Here is a 16843-nt window from a genome sequence, read left to right as displayed (position 1 = left end):
GCGTTCTCACTTCCGACGTTCTCACTTCAGCAGACCCTTGTCCTTCAGATAGGCGCGGGCCACGTCCTCCGGCAGTCGTCGCCAACTGTCGACCTGCTGGTTCATCGACGCCAAGTCCCCTGTGCGGAGGGTGGTGTTGAGGGCGTCGAGCGTCCGGGCGACGCGTGCACTGCCCGCGCGGGAGCGGTTGACGACCGGGACGACGTAGTCAGCGTTCTGGAGGTGCTTGTCGTCGGCGAGCGGGACGAGGCCGAACTCGTCCAGGGTGGCGTCCGTCGTGGTGGTGAGCAGCATCTGGTCCCGTCCGCTCTGGACGGCCCGCTTGGCCTGGGTGGTGCCGACGCCCTTGGGGTCCACCCCCGTGATGCGGATGCCGTAGGTCTTCCTCAACCCCGGTGCGCAGGACGGCCGTCGGACACATTCGTCGCCCGCCGCCAGCCGTACCCGAAGGCCGGACCTGCCGAGGTCGCTCAGGGTTCGCACGTGGTGTCGACGGGCGAACTCCCCTGTCACGGCGAAGGCGTTGCGGTCCTCCGCCCTGCCGGGGTCGAGCACGGTGAGCCCGCGGGGCGCGGCCAGCTTCCGCAGGGCCTTCATGGTGGCGGCGAGGTCGGGGGAGCCGACGGTCGCGGCATCGGGGCCGTCGCGCTTGGCCGCGAGCCAGTCCGCGAAGGTGGCCGCGTACTCGGCGACGACATCGATCTGCCCTGATTCCAGGGCCGGTTCGTACAGTTCGCGATTGGCGACGGTCAGCACGGACGTCCGGTATCCGGCCTGGCGCAACAGCAGCGCGTACATCTGGGCGAGCAGGTCGCTCTCGGTGAACCCTGCCGATCCCACGGTCAGTCGGCCGCTGTCGTGGGGTGGCGCGGTGACCTTGCCACGGGTCTCCAGGGAGGGTCCGGTGGTGCAACCGGCGAGCAGGAACAGGGCGACGACCGCCGCGTACCGTCGCATCACAGCCCCCGTCGCCGATGGGGTGCCAGACGTTCCACGGTCTCGAAGATCCCCTCGACGACCAGTGCGAACCCGGCCACGAGCACGGCTCCGGCGACGACTTGGGGCGTACTGGCCAGGTTGAAGCCCGCGGTGATGATCCGGCCCAGTCCGCCGCCGCCCGCCAGCGCGGCGATGGTGGCGGTCGCGACGAGTTGGACGGCGGCGATCCGCACCCCGTTGAGGATCATCGGAAGCGAGAGGGGCAGCTCGACGCGCCACAGCGTCTGCCGACCGGTCATCCCCATCCCCCGTGCCGCCCGCACCACACCCCGGTCGACCTCACGCATGCCCACGTACGCGTTGGTCAGCAGCGGTGGCACGGCGAACAGGACGAGGGCGACGACGGTCGGGCCCTCGCCCCACCGGCCGAGGGGCGTGAGCAGCAGAAGCACCAGCACGGCGAAGGTGGGCACGGCCCGGCCCGCGTTGGAGAGGTTGACGGCGAGCGCGCCGCCCTTGCCGAGATGGCCGAGGACGAGGGCGACCGGCAGCGCGATCGCACAGCTCAGCGCCAGGCAGACGGCGGTGAGGGCGAGATGTTGCAGCAGCCGGTGCCGGATGCCGTCGTCCCCCGCCCAGTGCGCGGGGTCGCCGAGCCAGGCCCAGGCGTCGACCAGAGTCGTCATCCGCGCACGGCCCTCGTCCAGGGCGTGATCAGCCGCTGCACGCCGAGCAGCAGGAGGTCGGCCGCCACCGCGATCACCACGCACAGCACGGACGCCGTCAGTACTTGTGCCTTGAAGTACGTGTTCATACCGGCGTAGATCAGGTTCCCGAGCCCGCCGAAGCCGACGATCGCCCCGACCGTGACCAGGGAGATCGCCGAGACGGTGGCGATACGCAGTCCGGCCATGGCGGCGGGCAGCGCGAGCGGCAGTTCCACGGTGAGCAGCAGCCGGATCGGCCCGTATCCCATGCCCCGCGCGGCCTGTCGGGTCTCCTCGGGGACGGCGCGCAGCCCGGCGAGGATGTTCCTGACGAGCAGGGTGAGCGAGTAGAGCACGAGACCGGCGACGACCAGGGTGGCCGACAGCCCGTACAGGGGCAGGAGCAGCGAGAACATCGCCAGGGACGGGATCGTGTAGAGGACCGTGGTGGATGCGAGGACGGGACCGGCGGCCCAGCCCCAGCGGCGCGCCAGCACGGCCAGCGGGACGGCGAGCACGAGGCCGATCAGCACGGAGGCGGTGGTGAGCTGAAGATGCTGCACCACCGCGTCGAGGACGATGTGGCGTCGGGTGCGCAGATACGCGCCGCAGAGCCACTCGTTCCGGGCCAGGCAGTCGTCCGGGGGCGCGGTCACGCGTCCATTGCACCGGCTGGGCAAGGGCGCGCGCTCGTCCTGGTGACCCTTCCGGGGCACAGCGGGTACGTCCCGCACGTCCTCTCTCGGCTCGCACTCCCCTGCGCGAGTGGTGACGATGGAGGCGAAGCCCGGCCCTCGCCGACCACCACGCCATATCCGGATACCCCTGCATCCCGATCACCCCGGAGGGACGATGACCGCGAATGCCCGTCCGGGGAGCGGTGGGTCCGAGCCCGACCTCACCGGCCGGGAGGCGGAGCGGATCTTCCAGTTGGAGGAGGAGGTCGCCCAGCTCAAGGAGGCGATCACCTCGCACGCGGTCGTGGACCAGGCGATCGGCATGGTCATGGCGCTCGGGCATGTGACCCCGGACCAGGGGTGGGAGGTGCTCCGGGAGGTCTCACAGCGCGCGAACATCAAGCTGCGCAACGTGGCGGAGATGATGCTCGTCTGGGGGCACCGGGGTGATCTGCCGTACGACCTCCGCGTCATCCTGGAGGACACGCTCGACCGGTACGGCCCGACCAGGCTTCCGGACCACCCTCCTCCCCGCTGACAGCGTTTCAAATGCCCTCACGCGGATACTCCGGAAGGCGACGGCGCACTGGCCCAACCGTTCCCGGGAGGGTTCGGCAGTGAGCCCACCGCAGACGGCCGTCCGGCTGAAGACCGGCCTGGACGGCCGCATGCGTGCCCCCCTCTGTTCCCCGTACCGCTACTACTCCCTGTACGCGCTCAGCCGAAGTCGGTGAGCGCCTCCTCACGCATCCGCGCGCAACACCCGCTGAGCAACCGCGACACATGCATCTGCGAGATGCCGAGCCGACTGGCTATACGGCTCTGGGTCATACCGCGGAAGTAGCGCAGATAGAGGATGGTGCGCTCGCGCTCGGGCAGGGAGCGCAGACAGGGCTTGACGGCCTCGCGGTCGACGATCAGGTCGTAGCCGGAGTCGGACTCGCCCAGCGCGTCACCGAGCGCGTATCCGTCGTCGCTTCCCGCCACTTCGGCGTCCAGGGACAGCGCGGTGAAGCTGTCCATGGCCTCCAGGCCGACGCGGACGTCGTCCTCGCTGAGCTGTGTGTGCTCGGCGATCTCGGCGACGGTGGGGCTGTGCCCCGGGGTCGCGTGCGCGATCTCCTTGGCTGCCGTACGCACGCGGTTCCGCAGGTCCTGGACGCGGCGGGGCACATGCAGGACCCACATGTGGTCACGGAAGTGCCGCTTGATCTCACCGGTGATGGTGGGGATGGCATAGCTCTCGAAGGCGTACCCTCGCGACGGCTCGTAGCGGTCGACCGCCTTGACGAGCCCCAGGGCCGCGACCTGGCACAGATCCTCGACCGCCTCGCCCCGGCCCCGGTAGCGCCGGGCGATGCGCTCGGCCATGGGGAGCCATGACCGGACGATCTCGTCGCGCAGGGCCTGCCGCTCCGCGCCCTCGCACAGGCCACAGAGCCGTGCGAAGGCCTCCGTGGTGTCGGGGGCGTCGTCGTGCGGGTGTTGCTTCGCTCTTGCCGTGGTGCGCATGTGCTGCCCCTCAGCAGGTTGACTGGACCGTCACCATGGGAGCGCGCACCACCGGACACACAGGACACACCCGGGCTCTGGTGGGGCCAGCTCCCACGGACGTGCCTCCTGTCCGAAGCACTGAAGAGCCCATTCCCGGCATTCACGGCACGAAACAGCTTCCTCGCGTGCGTGACTTACGGCAGTCCCGCGGCATCGTGGAGTGACGGGCGGGCGGGGCACAGCCAGAGGGTGGCGAGGGGCGGGAGGGTGAGTCGGAGGGTGTGCCCCTGCCGGTCGTCCGGCGTCAGGGGGCCGGGGTTGCGGAGGTCGCTGCCGCCGTAGGGCGCGGCGTCGGTGTTGAGGAGTTCGTGCCAGGCGGGGACGGCGGTGGGGACGTCGAGGCGGTAGTCGTGGCGGACGACCGGGGAGAAGTTCGAGACGGCCAGCAGCGGTGTGCCCTGTGCGTCGAGGCGGAGGAAGGCGAGGACGTTGTCGTCCGCCGCGTCGACCGCCACCCAGCGGAAGCCGGTGGGGTGGGTGTCGCGTTGCCACAGGGCGGGCCGGGCGCGGTAGTGGGTGTTGAGGGTGCGGACGAGGTCGCGGACGCCGCGGTGGTCGGGTTCGGCTCCGTGGGCGGGGTCGAGGAGGTGCCAGTCGGGGCCATGGGCTTCGGACCACTCGGTGGGCTGGGCGAACTCCTGCCCCATGAACAGGAGTTGCTTGCCGGGGTGGGCCCACATGTAGGCGAGGTAGGCGCGCAGGGTGGCGCGTTGCTGCCACCAGTCGCCGGGCATCTTGGCGACCAGTGACTGTTTGCCGTGGACGACCTCGTCGTGGGAGAGGGGCAGGAGGTAGTTCTCGCTGTAGGCGTACACCATGGAGAAGGTCAGCTCGTCGTGGTGGTGTCTGCGGTGTACGGGGTCCTTGGAGATGTAGACGAGGGTGTCGTGCATCCAGCCCATGTTCCATTTCAGGCCGAAGCCGAGGCCTTGTTGGTGGGCGGGGCGGGTGACGCCGTTCCACGCGGTGGACTCCTCAGCGAGGGTGACGATGTCGGGGTGACGGCGGTAGACGGTGGCGTTCAGCTCTCGCAGGAAGGCGACGGCGTCGAGGTTCTCGTTGCCGCCGTGCGGGTTGGGGGTCCACTCGCCGCTCGCGCGGGAGTAGTCGAGGTAGAGCATGGAGGCGACGGCGTCCACGCGCAGGCCGTCGATATGGAACTCCTCGCACCAGTACAGGGCGTTGGCGATCAGGAAGTTGCGCACTTCGCGTCGGCCGTAGTCGAACTCGAGGGTGCCCCAGTCGGGGTGGGCGGCGCGCCGGGGGTCGGGGTGTTCGTACAGGGGGCGGCCGTCGAACCGGGCCAGGGCCCACTCGTCGCGCGGGAAGTGAGCCGGGACCCAGTCCATGAGGACACCGATACCGCTCTGGTGGAGCCGGTCGATGAGGTGTCTGAAGTCGTCGGGGGTGCCCAGGCGGGCGGTGGGGGCGTAGAACCCGGTGATCTGGTAGCCCCAGGAGCCGCCGAAGGGGTGCTCGGCCACCGGCATCAACTCCACGTGCGTGAAGCCGAGGTCGCGCACGTACGCCGGGAGTTCGTCGGCTAGTTGACGGTACGTCAGGCCTGGACGCCAGGAGGGGAGGTGGACCTCGTAGACGGAGAACGGGGCCTCGTGCACGGGCAGATCGCCGCGCGTCGCCATCCAGTCGCCGTCGCCCCAGGTGTACGACGAGGTCGTCACGATCGACGCGGTGGCCGGGGGGACTTCGGTGCGACGGGCCATGGGGTCCGCGCGGACGGTGTGCGTACCGTCGGGGCAGGCGATGTCGAACTTGTACAGTTCGCCGTCCTCTATGCCGGGCACGAACAGCTCCCACACCCCGCTCGACCCGAGCGACCGCATCGGACAGCCCGTGCCGTCCCAGTGGCAGAAGTCCCCGCAGATCCTTACCCCTTGTGCGTTCGGGGCCCAGACGGTGAAGCGGGTGCCGCGTACGCCCTGGTGTGTCATCGGGTGGGCGCCGAGCGCCCGCCACAGTTCCTCGTGGCGGCCCTCGCCGATCAGATGCAGGTCCAGTTCGCCGAGCGCGGGCAGGAAGCGGTAGGGGTCCTCGGTCTCCAGCACGGTGCCCTCGTACGCCACCAGCAGCCGGTACGCGGGTATGTCCCGCAGCGGCAGCAGCACGGAGAAGAAGCCGTCGCCGTCGTCGTGCAGTTCGGACCAGGCGTCGTCCATGACGACCGTCACCGAGAGGGCGCAGGGGCGCAGGACGCGGAAGGCCACACCGCCCGGGACGAGGTGCGCGCCCAGTACCGCATGGGGGTCGTGGTGGCTGCCCGCCAGCAGTCGCTCGCGGTCCGCGGGAGGCGCGGGTGCCGGTGCCGTGCTCTCGCCCAACTGTGCGGAGGCGAGAGGTGGTTGGGTAGCAGTGGGAGCAGTCACGGTGTCGGTCTCCTCAGGCCGGGGCGTTCGGCGAGGCGTGCGATCGCCGCCATCGGCACGGGCAGCCAGTCGGGGCGGTGGCGGGCTTCGTACAGGACCTCGTACACGGCGCGGTCCGTCTCGTACGCGCGCAGCAACGCGGCTTCCGCCCGCGGATCCCAGCCCGCTTGTACGGCGTAGCCCGCGCAGTACGCCTCGCGGCACCGCAGGGCCCACTCGGGGCGCCATGGCTTGTGCGCGTGGGCCGCGTAGTCGAAGGAGCGGAGCATGCCCGCGACGTCGCGGACCGGGGACTGGACGCGCCGCCGTTCGGGCAGCGGGCGGGCCGGTTCGCCCTCGAAGTCGATGACGTGCCACTGCCGTTCGGCGCGCAGCACCTGGCCCAGATGCAGATCGCCGTGGATGCGCTGTGCGGGTCGGGGTGCGTCGAGCGCGGCCGACTCGGTGAAGGCGGAGCGCAACCCCGCCGCGTACGGCAGCAGTTCGGGCACCGCGTGGATGGCGTCGCGCAGGCGCTCGGCCATGGCGGCGGCGAGCAGCCCGTTCTCGGCGGCGCTCTGTGACGCGACGGGGAACGCGGCGGCGAGCGCGAGATGCACCTCGGCGGTGGCCTGCCCCATCTCGTACGCCTCTGCGGTGAACTCCCGCCCGGACGCGAGCGCGTCGAGCGCCTGGGTCCATCCGTCGGCGGCGCCGCGCAGGAAGGGCTGGAGCACACCGAGCGTCGCGGCCCACGGGTTGGAGGTGCGGAACCAGGCCACCGGGGCGAGGACGCGGGTGCAGTCCTGCCGGGCCAGGGCCCAGGGCACCTCCAGGTCGGGGTTGATGCCGGGGCGTATCCGGCGGAAGACCTTCAGGATGTAGCTGTCTCCGTACACCAGCGAGGAGTTGGACTGCTCGGCCTCGATGAGGCGCGGAGCGAGTCCGGCGGGGATCGTCGTCCTCCGGTCGCGTTCGAAGCGCAGCGCGCCCACGGTGCCCGGGGTGCGCAACCGCTCCAGCAGCAGGGACGCCAGGCGTGGATCCTGAAGGGCGTCGTACACCAGGAGTCCGGTCAACGGCCCCTCGCTCACGCGTCCGAGGACGGCGAGGGAGAGCCGGGAGGGCACCGACTTCCCTATGCCGAGGAGGAGTTGGTAGCAGTCGTGCGCCGGGTCGGTGTCCGGAGCGCGGCCCCCCGGCTGCTCGGCGTAGTCGGCGCGTATCAGTATGTGCAGGCAGCCCTGGGCGAGTTCGGTCACCGACAGCAGCGCCACATCCGTGACGGGGCGGCCCTTGCCGGCGAACCAGCGCTGCCGCGGCAGCCATGCGCGCAGCACACCGGGGAGCCAGGGCAGCAGCAGTGCGCTGATGCTGCTGTCCTGGCGGAGCGTTGCGGTCTCGGTCGTCGGCATGGCGTCGCGTCCTTTCCGTGGCGGCCGACGGATCAGCGGCGATGGGTCAACCGCCCACGAACAAGTTCACCTTGGTGGCCTTGGGGACGTGTGTGCGAAGGCGGAACCAGTAGAAGCCGTGGCCTGCGAGGGTGAGGAGATAGGGGAGTTCACCGATGGCGGGGAAGCGGACCTGGCCGATGAGTTCGACGGGGTGCAGGCCGGTGAAGCGGCCGAGGTCCAGTTCGGTCGGCTGGGCGAACCGGGAGAAGTTGTGGACGCACAGCACCACGTCGTCGCCGTGTTCGCGGACGAAGGCGAGGACGGCCGGGTTGGAGGAGGGCAGTTCCGTGTACGAGCCGAGCCCGAACGCCGGGTTCTGCTTGCGGATCTGGATCAGTCGGCGGGTCCAGTGCAGCAGGGAGGACGGGGAGGACATCGACGCTTCCACGTTGGTCACCTGGTAACCGTGGACCGGATCCATGATCGTGGGAAGGTACAGACGGCCGGGATCGCAGGAGGAGAAGCCCGCGTTGCGGTCGGGGGTCCACTGCATCGGGGTGCGTACCGCGTCGCGGTCGCCGAGCCAGATGTTGTCGCCCATACCGATCTCGTCGCCGTAGTAGAGGATCGGGGAGCCGGGCAGGGACAGCAGCAGCGCGGTGAACAGCTCGATCTGGTTGCGGTCGTTGTCCAGCAGCGGAGCCAGCCGGCGGCGGATCCCGATGTTCGCGCGCATGCGGGGGTCCTTGGCGTACTCGGCCCACATGTAGTCGCGTTCTTCGTCGGTGACCATCTCCAGGGTGAGTTCGTCGTGGTTGCGCAGGAAGATGCCCCACTGGCAATTCGTGGGAATGGCGGGGGTCTTGGCGAGGATCTCGGAGACGGGGTAGCGCGATTCGCGGCGTACGGCCATGAAGATGCGGGGCATGACGGGGAAGTGGAACGCCATATGGCATTCGTCGCCGCCGCTCGGATAGTCACCGAAGTAGTCGACGACGTCCTCGGGCCACTGGTTGGCCTCGGCCAGCAGGACCGTGTCGGGGTAGTGGGCGTCGATCTCCTTGCGTACGCGCTTCAGGAACTCATGGGTGGCGGGGAGGTTCTCGCAGTTGGTGCCCTCCTGCTGGTAGAGGTAGGGGACGGCGTCCAGCCGGAAGCCGTCGATACCGAGGTCGAGCCAGAACCTGAGGGCGGCGAGGATCTCCTCCTGCACGGCCGGGTTCTCGTAGTTCAGGTCGGGCTGGTGGGAGAAGAAGCGGTGCCAGTAGTACTGCTGGCGCACCGGGTCGAAGGTCCAGTTGGACGCCTCGGTGTCGACGAAGATGATCCGCGCGTCGGAGTACTGCTTGTCGTCGTCCGCCCAGACGTAGTAGTCGCCGTAGGGGCCGTCGGGGTCGCTGCGGGAGGCCGTGAACCAGGGGTGCTGATCGCTGGTGTGGTTCATGACGAAGTCGATGATCACGCGCATACCGCGGGCGTGCGTGGAGTCCACGAACTCCACGAAGTCCGCGAGATCCCCGAACTCGGGCAGGACGGCGGTGTGGTCGGCGACGTCGTAACCGCCGTCGCGCAGGGGCGAGGTGAAGAACGGGGGCAGCCACAGGCAGTCCACACCGAGCCATTGCAGGTAGTCCAGCTTGTCGGTCAGCCCTTTGAGGTCGCCGACGCCGTCGCCGTTGCTGTCGTGGAAGGAACGGACCAGGACCTCGTAGAAGACGGCCCGTCTGAACCACTGCGGGTCACGGTCGGCGGCGGGAGTGTCCTCGAAGGTGTCCGGGACGGGCTCGTTGACGATCATCGTGTGGGTGACCCTCCGATCGACGGTGACGACAAGGACGTGGGCGCGGACGGCCGTTGGACGACCGTCAGCACATGCGCCGGGCCGCTGCCCGGACACAGACGCACATACGCGGACCGGCCCCACTGGTGGACGGCGCCCGTGAGTTCGTCGCGCACCGGCACGCAGTCGTTCCAGTCCAGGCCCAGCCGCGGCATGTCCAACGAGAGCGTCGCCTCCTGGGTGTGGTGGGGGTCCAGGTTCACCACGACCACCACCACATCCCCACCCGAGCGCTTCGAGTAGACGATCACGGCGTCGTTGTCCGCGTCATGGAAATGCAGGTTCCGCAGTCGGCGCAGGGCCGGATGCTCCCGGCGGATCGCGTTCAGCCGCGCGATCAGCGGGGCGATGCTGCGGCCCTCGCGCTCGGCGGATTCCCAGTCCCGGGGCCGCAGTTGGTACTTCTCCGAGTCCGCGTACTCCTCACCGCCCGGCTCCGACGCCTCGTTCTCGCACAGCTCGTACCCCGAGTACATCCCCCACGACGGCGACAGCGTCGCCGCCAGCACCGCCCGCACCTCGAACGCCGCCCGGCCCCCGTCCTGGAGGTAGGCGGGCAGGATGTCGGGGGTGTTCACGAAGAAGTTGGGGCGCAGGTACGCCGCCGTCTCCCCCGTCAACTCCCGCATGTACTCGGTGAGTTCCCGCTTCGTGTTCCGCCAGGTGAAGTAGGTGTACGACTGCTGGAACCCGATCTGCGCCAGCGTGCGCAGCATCGCCGGACGCGTGAACGCCTCCGCCAGGAACACCACGTCCGGATCGGTCCGGCCGATCTCCCCCAGCACCCGCTCCCAGAACACCACCGGTTTCGTATGCGGATTGTCCACCCGGAAGATCCGTACCCCCCGCTCCATCCAGAACCGCAGCACCCGCAGCGTCTCCGCCACCAGCCCGTCCATGTCCGCGTCGAAGAACACCGGATAGATGTCCTGGTACTTCTTCGGCGGATTCTCCGCGAACGCCACCGACCCGTCCGCCCGTTGCCGGAACCAGTCCGGATGCTTCAACACCCAGGGGTGGTCCGGCGAACACTGCAACGCGAAGTCCAGCGCCACGTCCAGCCCCGCGCTCCGCGCCCGCTCCACGAAGTGGTCGAAGTCCTCGAGCGACCCCAACTCCGGGTGCACGGCGTCATGTCCGCCCTCCGACGAACCCACCGCCCACGGCACGCCCACATCCCCCGCCTCCGCCACCAACGCGTTGTTCCGCCCCTTGCGGAACGACACCCCGATCGGATGCACCGGCGGCAGATACACCACGTCGAAGCCCATCTCCGCGATCGCCGGCAGCCGCCGCGCCGCCGACCGGAACGTCCCGTGCGGCCGCTCCGGCGTTCCCTCCGACCGCGGGAAGAACTCGTACCAGGCCCCGACCAGTGCCCGCTCCCGCTCCACCAGCAGCGGCAGCGCGTCCGACGACGAGACCGACTCCCGCAGGGGATACCGGGACAGCACCTCCCCCACCTCCGCGGACAGCGCGGCGGCGAGCCGGGCGAGCGGCGGCCGGGTCTCGTCACGCAGGGCGCGGACGGCCGCCCGTACGACGTCTCTTCGCGGCCCGTCCGGCACCCCCGCCGCGGCCCGCTCGTACAGGTCCGCGCCCTCCTCCAGGACGAGTGCGACCTCGATCCGCGCGGGGATCTTGACGCGGGCGTGCTGCCGCCAGGTGGTGACCGGGTCGCTCCACGCCTCCACCCAGTACGTCCAACTGCCGACCGACCCCGGTGTCACCTCGGCGCCGAAGCGGTCCGTGCCGGGCTCCAGTTCACGCATCGGCGTCCAGGGGCCGGGGCGTCCCCGCGGGTCCAGCAGGACGACATTGGCGCCGATCTCCTGACCCTCGCCGAAGACCGTCGCGGTGACCTCGAAGGTCTCCCCCTCGACCGCCTTCGCCGGGCGCCTGCCCCCGTCGACGGCGGGGCGGACGTCCAGGATCGGGATGCGTCCGATCAGGGTCACGCCGGTCACCTCCCACTCGCTTGCCACTCACTCGGTCCGAGCCCGTCCCGGACGGTTCGCGGGGCCACGGCGGAAGGCAGGGGAAGGCCGTGCACGGACCGGGGGTCGATCCGTGACGACACGCGCGAACCTTCACTCATGGTGCACGCAGCGACACGCAGCGTCCTGTTCAGATGTGAACCAAATGCGGCGTATGCGGCTCGTGTTGCACGAATGGAGTAGCACTCGCACCCTGGTACTGACTCAGAAGCGCTGACCGCTCACGCTTCGTACATGGGCTCGGCCGAGAAGGGCGACGAGAGGCCCGGAAGGGCGATTGAGAAGCGAGAGCTTGCCGGTGAGGAGCCAACGACGATGAAGAACGCAGCACCCTGCTACTACCACCTCGACGTAGAGGTGAGTCCGGAGCGTATCGGGCAGGTCAGGCGGATCCTCGCCGCCCACCTCCGCTACTGGGACATCGAGACGCTCGCCGAGCCCGTCTGCCAGTGCGCCGAAGCGTTGCTGCGCACGATCGACGAACACGCGGAGGACAAGAACACCACGCTCGAGATGTGGTGGAACGGTCAGCACCTCATCACCGCGATCCAGGACAGCGAGCCGGACATCCGGCCGCACTCCGCGCCGAAGGGCTGTCTGACGCAGATCGCGGCGCTCAGCAACGGCTGGGGCTGCTGCGCCGCCGGCACCGGCGGCAAGATCATCTGGTTCTCGCAACGGGCCCGCGTCGCCGACCACGCCCCGCTCGTCCCGGTGCTGCCCGTACCCAGCCTGTGCGACGCACGCGCCCTCCCGCGCGTCCTGCCGCCCGCGGCGGTCGCCCTCGCGAGCGACCGGTGGGAGGCGCTGACCGGGCACCCGGAGCCGGCCACGGCGCACGCCTAGCCGCCCCGGCAACCGCCGCGCCCCGCTGCCCCGTACGCGTGCTCCGGGCCCCGTCGCGTGGACAGTGCGGTCTTCCGTGATCGACACTCGGCGGATGGCGAAGTACTTCGACGTTCACCCCGACAACCCCCAGCCGCGCACGATCGGCCACGTCGCCCAGAGCATCCGGGACGGCGCGCTCGTGGTCTATCCGACGGACTCCTGCTTCGCGCTGGGCTGCCGCCTCGGCAGCCGCGACGGCATGGAACGCATCCGTGCCATCCGCGATCTCGACGACCGCCATCACTTCACGCTGGTGTGCCGGGACTTCGCCCAGCTCGGCCAGTTCGTGTACTTCGACAACGACGTGTTCCGCGCGATCAAGGCGTCGACCCCCGGCAGCTACACGTTCATCCTCCCCGCGACCCGCGAGGTGCCGCGCAAGCTGCTGCACCCGAAGAAGAAGACGGTCGGCGTCCGTATCCCCGACCACGTCGTGGCGCAGGCGCTGCTCGCCGAACTCGGCGAACCGCTGCTGTCCAGCACGTTGCTCCTGCCGGGTGAGGAGGAGCCGATGACACAGGGCTGGGAGATCAAGGAGCGGCTCGACCACCTCGTGGACGCCGTGATCGACTCGGGCGACTGCGGCACCGAACCGACGACGGTCATCGACTTCTCCGGCGGCGAGGCCGAGATCGTCCGCAGGGGGGCCGGGGACACGTCACGGTTCGAGTGACGCCCTGAGTCACTTCCCCGAGCGGTGGCCCGGCTGGTCCGGCCCCGGGGACGGGTGCACGCTGAGAGACAGGAAACGGCTCCTGCGGCGCACGGAAGTGATCACGATGGAAGCCAAGAACTGGACCGTGCAGATCTACATCACCGAGGAGGGCGACGACACCCACGCGCGCGCCGTGCTGAGTACGCGCGACACGTCGACCGTCACCGGCAGAGGTGAGGCGCGGCGCAATCCGGTCGACCGGCCGATCCCCGAGATCGGGGACGAACTCGCCGTCAGCCGCGCGCTGGAGGACCTGGCCATCCGGCTGCATGACGTCGCCTCCGACGACATCGTGGAGATGGCGGGTCCCGCCACACCCTGACCTCGCGGCGGCTCACGCGTGGGGGACGACGGCCACCGGGCAGCCGGCGCGGCGGATCACCGCGTGGGTGATGGGGCCGGTGTGCGAGCCATTGGCCCGCGCGGCCAGCCGTCGTCGGCGGCCCACGACCAGCAGGCTCGCCGACGACGCGGCCCGTACGAGCGCCGTGGACGGCTTGTCCGCGAGCACCGACTCCAGGACCTCCACGCGCGGGTACTTCTCCCGCCAGGGCTGGAGCACGGCGGACAGGAAGCGCAGCCACTCCGCCGCCCGCTCGGCGCCGCTCACCAGGCCGATGTCACCGCTGCCGAGGCCGAACGGGGACGGCGTGTGCCAGGCGTACAGGGCCCGCAGCCGGGCCTCGCGGAGCCGGGCGGCCTCGAAGGCGAACTCGATGACCTCGTCGCACGGGTCCGCGACATCGACGCCGAGGACGACGTCCGGGGAGCCGGAGGGCGGGCCCGCGTCGTCCGGTTCGCCCGGTTCGTTCTCGGGCTGCTCCCCCGCGCGTACGAGGACGACGGGCCGGGTCGCGTCGGCCACCACGGCGAGGGCGACCGAGCCCACCAGCAGCCCCTTGATGCCGCTGAGCCCGCGTGAGCCCACCACCAGCAGCTCGGCCTTCTCGGCGGCCCGCAGCAGCGCCTCGGGGGCCGGGCCCTCGACCGGCTCGTCCGCCACGCGGACGCCGGGGCAGGCGCGGCGGAGGTGTTCGGCCGCCGAGCGCAGGACGTCGCGCGGCGGGGCACCGTTCTCGGACGCGTCCGCCTGCTGCCGGGGATGGCGGCGGAAGGCGTGCACCAAGAGCAGCGGGCGGCCTCGGCGCAGCGCCTCGCGCGCCGCCCACTCGGCGGCGGACAGGCTCTCGACGGATCCGTCGACACCGGCGACGACGGGCGACAGCATGGCTTCCACGGCCACCTCCCGTGCTCTTCGTTCCCCTCCCAGCATGGCGCCGGGGCCCGCGGAGGGCATGGGCTGACGAGTCCTCGCCGGGGACCGTCCGGCCCCTCTCCGCACCCCTCAGGCCCTCAGTCCCGGAGCAGCAGCAGACACGTCTCCCCCGGCTCCAGCGGCACCGCGCGGTCCGCCACCCGGATGTCGATGGGCGAACGGTCGGAGGACGGCACCGCGATCTGGAGCGAGCCGTGCTCCAGCGTCAGCCGTACGCCCCAGTGCCCCTGGTAGCGGATGGCGAACCCGTACGACGACAGTTCCGGCAGCGGCGCGGGGTCGAGCCGGAGCGCCCCGTCGCGGGTCTCCAGGCCGGTCAGTCCGCGCTGGACGAGGTCGAGGGTGCCGGCCATCGCGCCGAGGTGGATGCCCTCTCCGGTGGTGCCGCCCTGGAGGTCGGCGATGTCACCGCGCAGCGCCTCCTGGAAGAACTCCCAGGCGCCCGTGCGCCGGGCGCGGGCCAGGACCCAGCTGTGGACGAGGCCGCTGAGCGTGGACCCGTGGCTGGTGCGGGACAGGTAGTAGTCGACGGTGCGCCGCCAGGTGTCGGCGTCCAGTCGGTGCCCCAACCGGTCGAAGAGGAACCGGAGTTCGTCCGGCGGGAAGAGATAGCCCAGCATCAGGACGTCGGCCTGCTTGGACGCCTGGTAGCGGTTGACGGTGTCGCCCTCCGCCTCCAGGATCCGGTCCAGGCGCCGGATGTCGCCGTAGCGTTCGCGGTAGCCGTCCCAGTCCAGCTCGGCGAGGTCGCCGTAGCCGTCGAACTGGCTGATGACCCCGTCGTGGAAGGGGACGTGGAGCGTGCGGGAGACCTCCTCCCACCGTTCGAGTTCGCCCTCGTCCAGCTCGGTGCGTTCGACGAGTTCGCGCCGCCGGGGCTCGGGGAGGGTGCGCAGTACGTCCAGAGTGCGGGTGAGCACCCAGGCGGCGGTCACGTTGGTGTACGTGTTGTCGTCCAGTCCGGGCTCGCGCGCGCCGGGGTAGGCGTCGTGGTACTCGTCGGGGCCGAGCACGCCCCGGATGCGGTGCCGGGCGAGGTTCTCGTCCCAGGTCGCCGAGTCCGCCCAGAAGCGGGCGATCTGCAGGAGCATCTCGGCCCCCTTGGTGTGCAGGAACTCGGCGTCGCCGCTGGCCTCGCTGTACTGCCACACGTTGTACGCCACGGCCGAGCCGACGTGCCGCTGGAGGCGGGAGTTGTCGGGCAGCCAGCGTCCGGAGCGGGGGTTGAGATGCAGTTCCTGGGTCTCCTCGCGGCCGTCGCTGCCGCTCTGCCAGGGGTAGAGCGCCCCGCGTCGGCCGATCGCGCGTGCCGCGGCACGGGCGCGTTCCAGGCGCCGGTGGCGGTAGTGGAGCAGGGCGCGGGAGACCTCGGGGAAGTGCAGGTTGAGGAAGGGCAGCACGAACAGTTCGTCCCAGAAGACATGCCCGCGGTAGGCCTCGCCGTGCAGTCCTCTGGCGGGTACGCCCACGTCGAGGTCGGCGGTGTGCGGTGAGAGGGTCTGGAGCACATGGAAGAGGTGCAGCCGCAGGATGCGGCCCGCCTCCCCGGGGATGTCCAGGCCGGTGCGGCGCCAGAGCTGGTCCCAGGCGGTGCGGTGGGGCACCAGGAGCGCGTCGAAGCCGGGCGCCTCGGCGACCCGGTCGAGCGCGGCGCACAGCGGGTCGCTGATCGCGGGGTCGCGGGAGGTGTGCAGGGCGACGGTCTTGTCGACGGTGGCGGTCCGGCCCGCGGCCAGGTCGAGGCTCACCCGCTGGACGGCGCGCGGGTGCGGGTGCTCGCTGGTGACGGGCGCGTCGGCGGTCAGCCGGGAGGCCAGGCCGATCCGGATGTCGGAGGTACGGGTGCGGCAGCGCAGCCACACCGTGTCCGGGGCCGCGGTGCCGCTGTGGACGTGGACCAGATGGCGGCCCGCCAGGTCCCGGTAGCGGGCCACGCCGGTGTTGGCCACTCCCCCGTCGAGGGCGGCCTCGACCTCCAGGACGCCGTCGAAGCCCTCGGCCGTGAACTCGGTGCGCAGGGCCGCGAGATGCGGGTCGGCCATGTGCACGATGCGCAGTTGGCGTACGGACAGCGCCCGGCCCCCGCCGAGTCCGTAGCGCGTCCGGCGCTCCAGCAGCCCCGAGGACAGATGCAGCACCTGCCGGTGGTCGAGCACGGTCCCGGTGTCCGGGGTGAGCCACTCCTGTCCGGCGAGGCGGAAGCGGAGCGGAAGCCAGTTCGGGAGGTTGACCATGTCCTCGTTCTCCACCTGGCGTCCGGCCACGCGTGAGGTGAGGCGGTTGTAGCACCCGGCCACATAGGTGCCCGGGTGGTGCACGTCGTCGGCGGTGCACTCGGGCAGCGCCCCGCGGGTGGCCAGATAGCCGTTGCCCAGCACGCACAAGGACTCCCGCACGCGTTCGTCCAGGGGGTTGTAGCCCTCGTACTGCCAGGTCCAGACCGTCACCGAGGCGTTCCTCCCATGAGCAGTTCTCCGGGGCCGCCCGCGA

At 70.7% G+C, this 16843-nt stretch carries 14 protein-coding genes; 4 read left to right on the top strand and 10 right to left on the bottom strand.

Annotation, left to right across the window (positions count from 1 at the left end; translation table 11 throughout):
- Positions 1 to 21: 21 nt before the first annotated feature.
- The 3 genes from ACZ60T_RS13235 to ACZ60T_RS13225 are packed head-to-tail and all read right to left on the bottom strand — an operon-like array spanning position 22 to position 2302.
- On the bottom strand, positions 22 to 957 hold the full coding sequence (locus tag ACZ60T_RS13235; RefSeq protein WP_469665932.1) for an ABC transporter substrate-binding protein: 936 nt from the start codon (positions 955 to 957) through the stop codon (positions 22 to 24).
- The gene (locus ACZ60T_RS13230) at positions 957 to 1625 is read right to left on the bottom strand and encodes an ABC transporter permease (RefSeq protein ID WP_469665931.1); all 669 of its coding nucleotides are present in this window, start codon (positions 1623 to 1625) and stop codon (positions 957 to 959) included. Before ACZ60T_RS13230 ends, ACZ60T_RS13235 begins: the two co-directional genes overlap by 1 nt.
- Entirely contained in the window at positions 1622 to 2302 is a 681-nt protein-coding gene (locus tag ACZ60T_RS13225) for an ABC transporter permease (RefSeq protein ID WP_469665930.1), read from the bottom strand. The genes ACZ60T_RS13230 and ACZ60T_RS13225 overlap by 4 nt, the downstream gene beginning before the upstream one ends.
- Before the next feature lie 196 nt (positions 2303 to 2498).
- Here ACZ60T_RS13225 and ACZ60T_RS13220 point away from each other — a divergent pair, with 196 nt between their 5' ends.
- A complete protein-coding gene (locus ACZ60T_RS13220; RefSeq protein WP_469665929.1) occupies positions 2499 to 2861 on the top strand; it encodes an ANTAR domain-containing protein in 363 nt (120 codons plus the stop codon).
- 179 nt (positions 2862 to 3040) lie between these two features.
- Here ACZ60T_RS13220 and ACZ60T_RS13215 read toward each other — a convergent pair whose 3' ends face one another.
- The 5 genes from ACZ60T_RS13215 to ACZ60T_RS13195 all read right to left on the bottom strand — a co-directional run bounded on the left by ACZ60T_RS13215 (position 3041) and on the right by ACZ60T_RS13195 (position 11435).
- Positions 3041 to 3835, bottom strand: a complete 795-nt coding sequence (locus tag ACZ60T_RS13215) for an RNA polymerase sigma factor SigF (protein WP_365626902.1) — start codon at positions 3833 to 3835, stop codon at positions 3041 to 3043.
- A gap of 176 nt (positions 3836 to 4011) precedes the next feature.
- Positions 4012 to 6261, bottom strand: coding sequence for a 1,4-alpha-glucan branching protein GlgB (gene glgB / locus ACZ60T_RS13210; RefSeq protein ID WP_469665928.1), 2250 nt, complete (start codon positions 6259 to 6261; stop codon positions 4012 to 4014).
- Positions 6258 to 7655, bottom strand: a complete 1398-nt coding sequence (locus ACZ60T_RS13205; protein WP_469665927.1) for a maltokinase N-terminal cap-like domain-containing protein — start codon at positions 7653 to 7655, stop codon at positions 6258 to 6260. The genes glgB and ACZ60T_RS13205 overlap by 4 nt, the downstream gene beginning before the upstream one ends.
- A gap of 46 nt (positions 7656 to 7701) precedes the next feature.
- Positions 7702 to 9435 carry a maltose alpha-D-glucosyltransferase gene (gene treS / locus ACZ60T_RS13200; RefSeq protein WP_469665926.1) on the bottom strand — a complete coding sequence of 578 codons (1734 nt, stop codon included), beginning with the start codon at positions 9433 to 9435 and terminating at the stop codon, positions 7702 to 7704.
- On the bottom strand, positions 9432 to 11435 hold the full coding sequence (locus ACZ60T_RS13195) for an alpha-1,4-glucan--maltose-1-phosphate maltosyltransferase (RefSeq protein WP_469665925.1): 2004 nt from the start codon (positions 11433 to 11435) through the stop codon (positions 9432 to 9434). The genes treS and ACZ60T_RS13195 overlap by 4 nt, the downstream gene beginning before the upstream one ends.
- A gap of 354 nt (positions 11436 to 11789) precedes the next feature.
- Here ACZ60T_RS13195 and ACZ60T_RS13190 point away from each other — a divergent pair, with 354 nt between their 5' ends.
- The 3 genes from ACZ60T_RS13190 to ACZ60T_RS13180 all read left to right on the top strand — a co-directional run bounded on the left by ACZ60T_RS13190 (position 11790) and on the right by ACZ60T_RS13180 (position 13399).
- Positions 11790 to 12320, top strand: a complete 531-nt coding sequence (locus ACZ60T_RS13190; RefSeq protein ID WP_365626886.1) for a pep a2 — start codon at positions 11790 to 11792, stop codon at positions 12318 to 12320.
- A gap of 94 nt (positions 12321 to 12414) precedes the next feature.
- Positions 12415 to 13035, top strand: coding sequence for an L-threonylcarbamoyladenylate synthase (locus ACZ60T_RS13185; protein WP_252425516.1), 621 nt, complete (start codon positions 12415 to 12417; stop codon positions 13033 to 13035).
- Between the two features lie 106 nt (positions 13036 to 13141).
- Positions 13142 to 13399, top strand: a complete 258-nt coding sequence (locus tag ACZ60T_RS13180; RefSeq protein WP_365626882.1) for a DUF1876 domain-containing protein — start codon at positions 13142 to 13144, stop codon at positions 13397 to 13399.
- A 12-nt stretch (positions 13400 to 13411) separates the two neighbouring features.
- Here ACZ60T_RS13180 and ACZ60T_RS13175 read toward each other — a convergent pair whose 3' ends face one another.
- Positions 13412 to 14305 (bottom strand): universal stress protein, encoded by an 894-nt coding sequence (locus ACZ60T_RS13175; RefSeq protein ID WP_469666085.1) that lies wholly within the window; start codon positions 14303 to 14305, stop codon positions 13412 to 13414.
- A 125-nt stretch (positions 14306 to 14430) separates the two neighbouring features.
- Positions 14431 to 16800, bottom strand: coding sequence for a glycoside hydrolase family 65 protein (locus tag ACZ60T_RS13170; protein WP_469665924.1), 2370 nt, complete (start codon positions 16798 to 16800; stop codon positions 14431 to 14433).
- Positions 16801 to 16843 lie beyond the last annotated feature (43 nt).

The organism is Streptomyces sp. NPDC104371 (genome assembly GCF_055583785.1).
The sequence above is the reverse complement of the archived record's forward strand: the minus strand, read 5'-3'. Positions and strand labels throughout refer to the sequence as shown.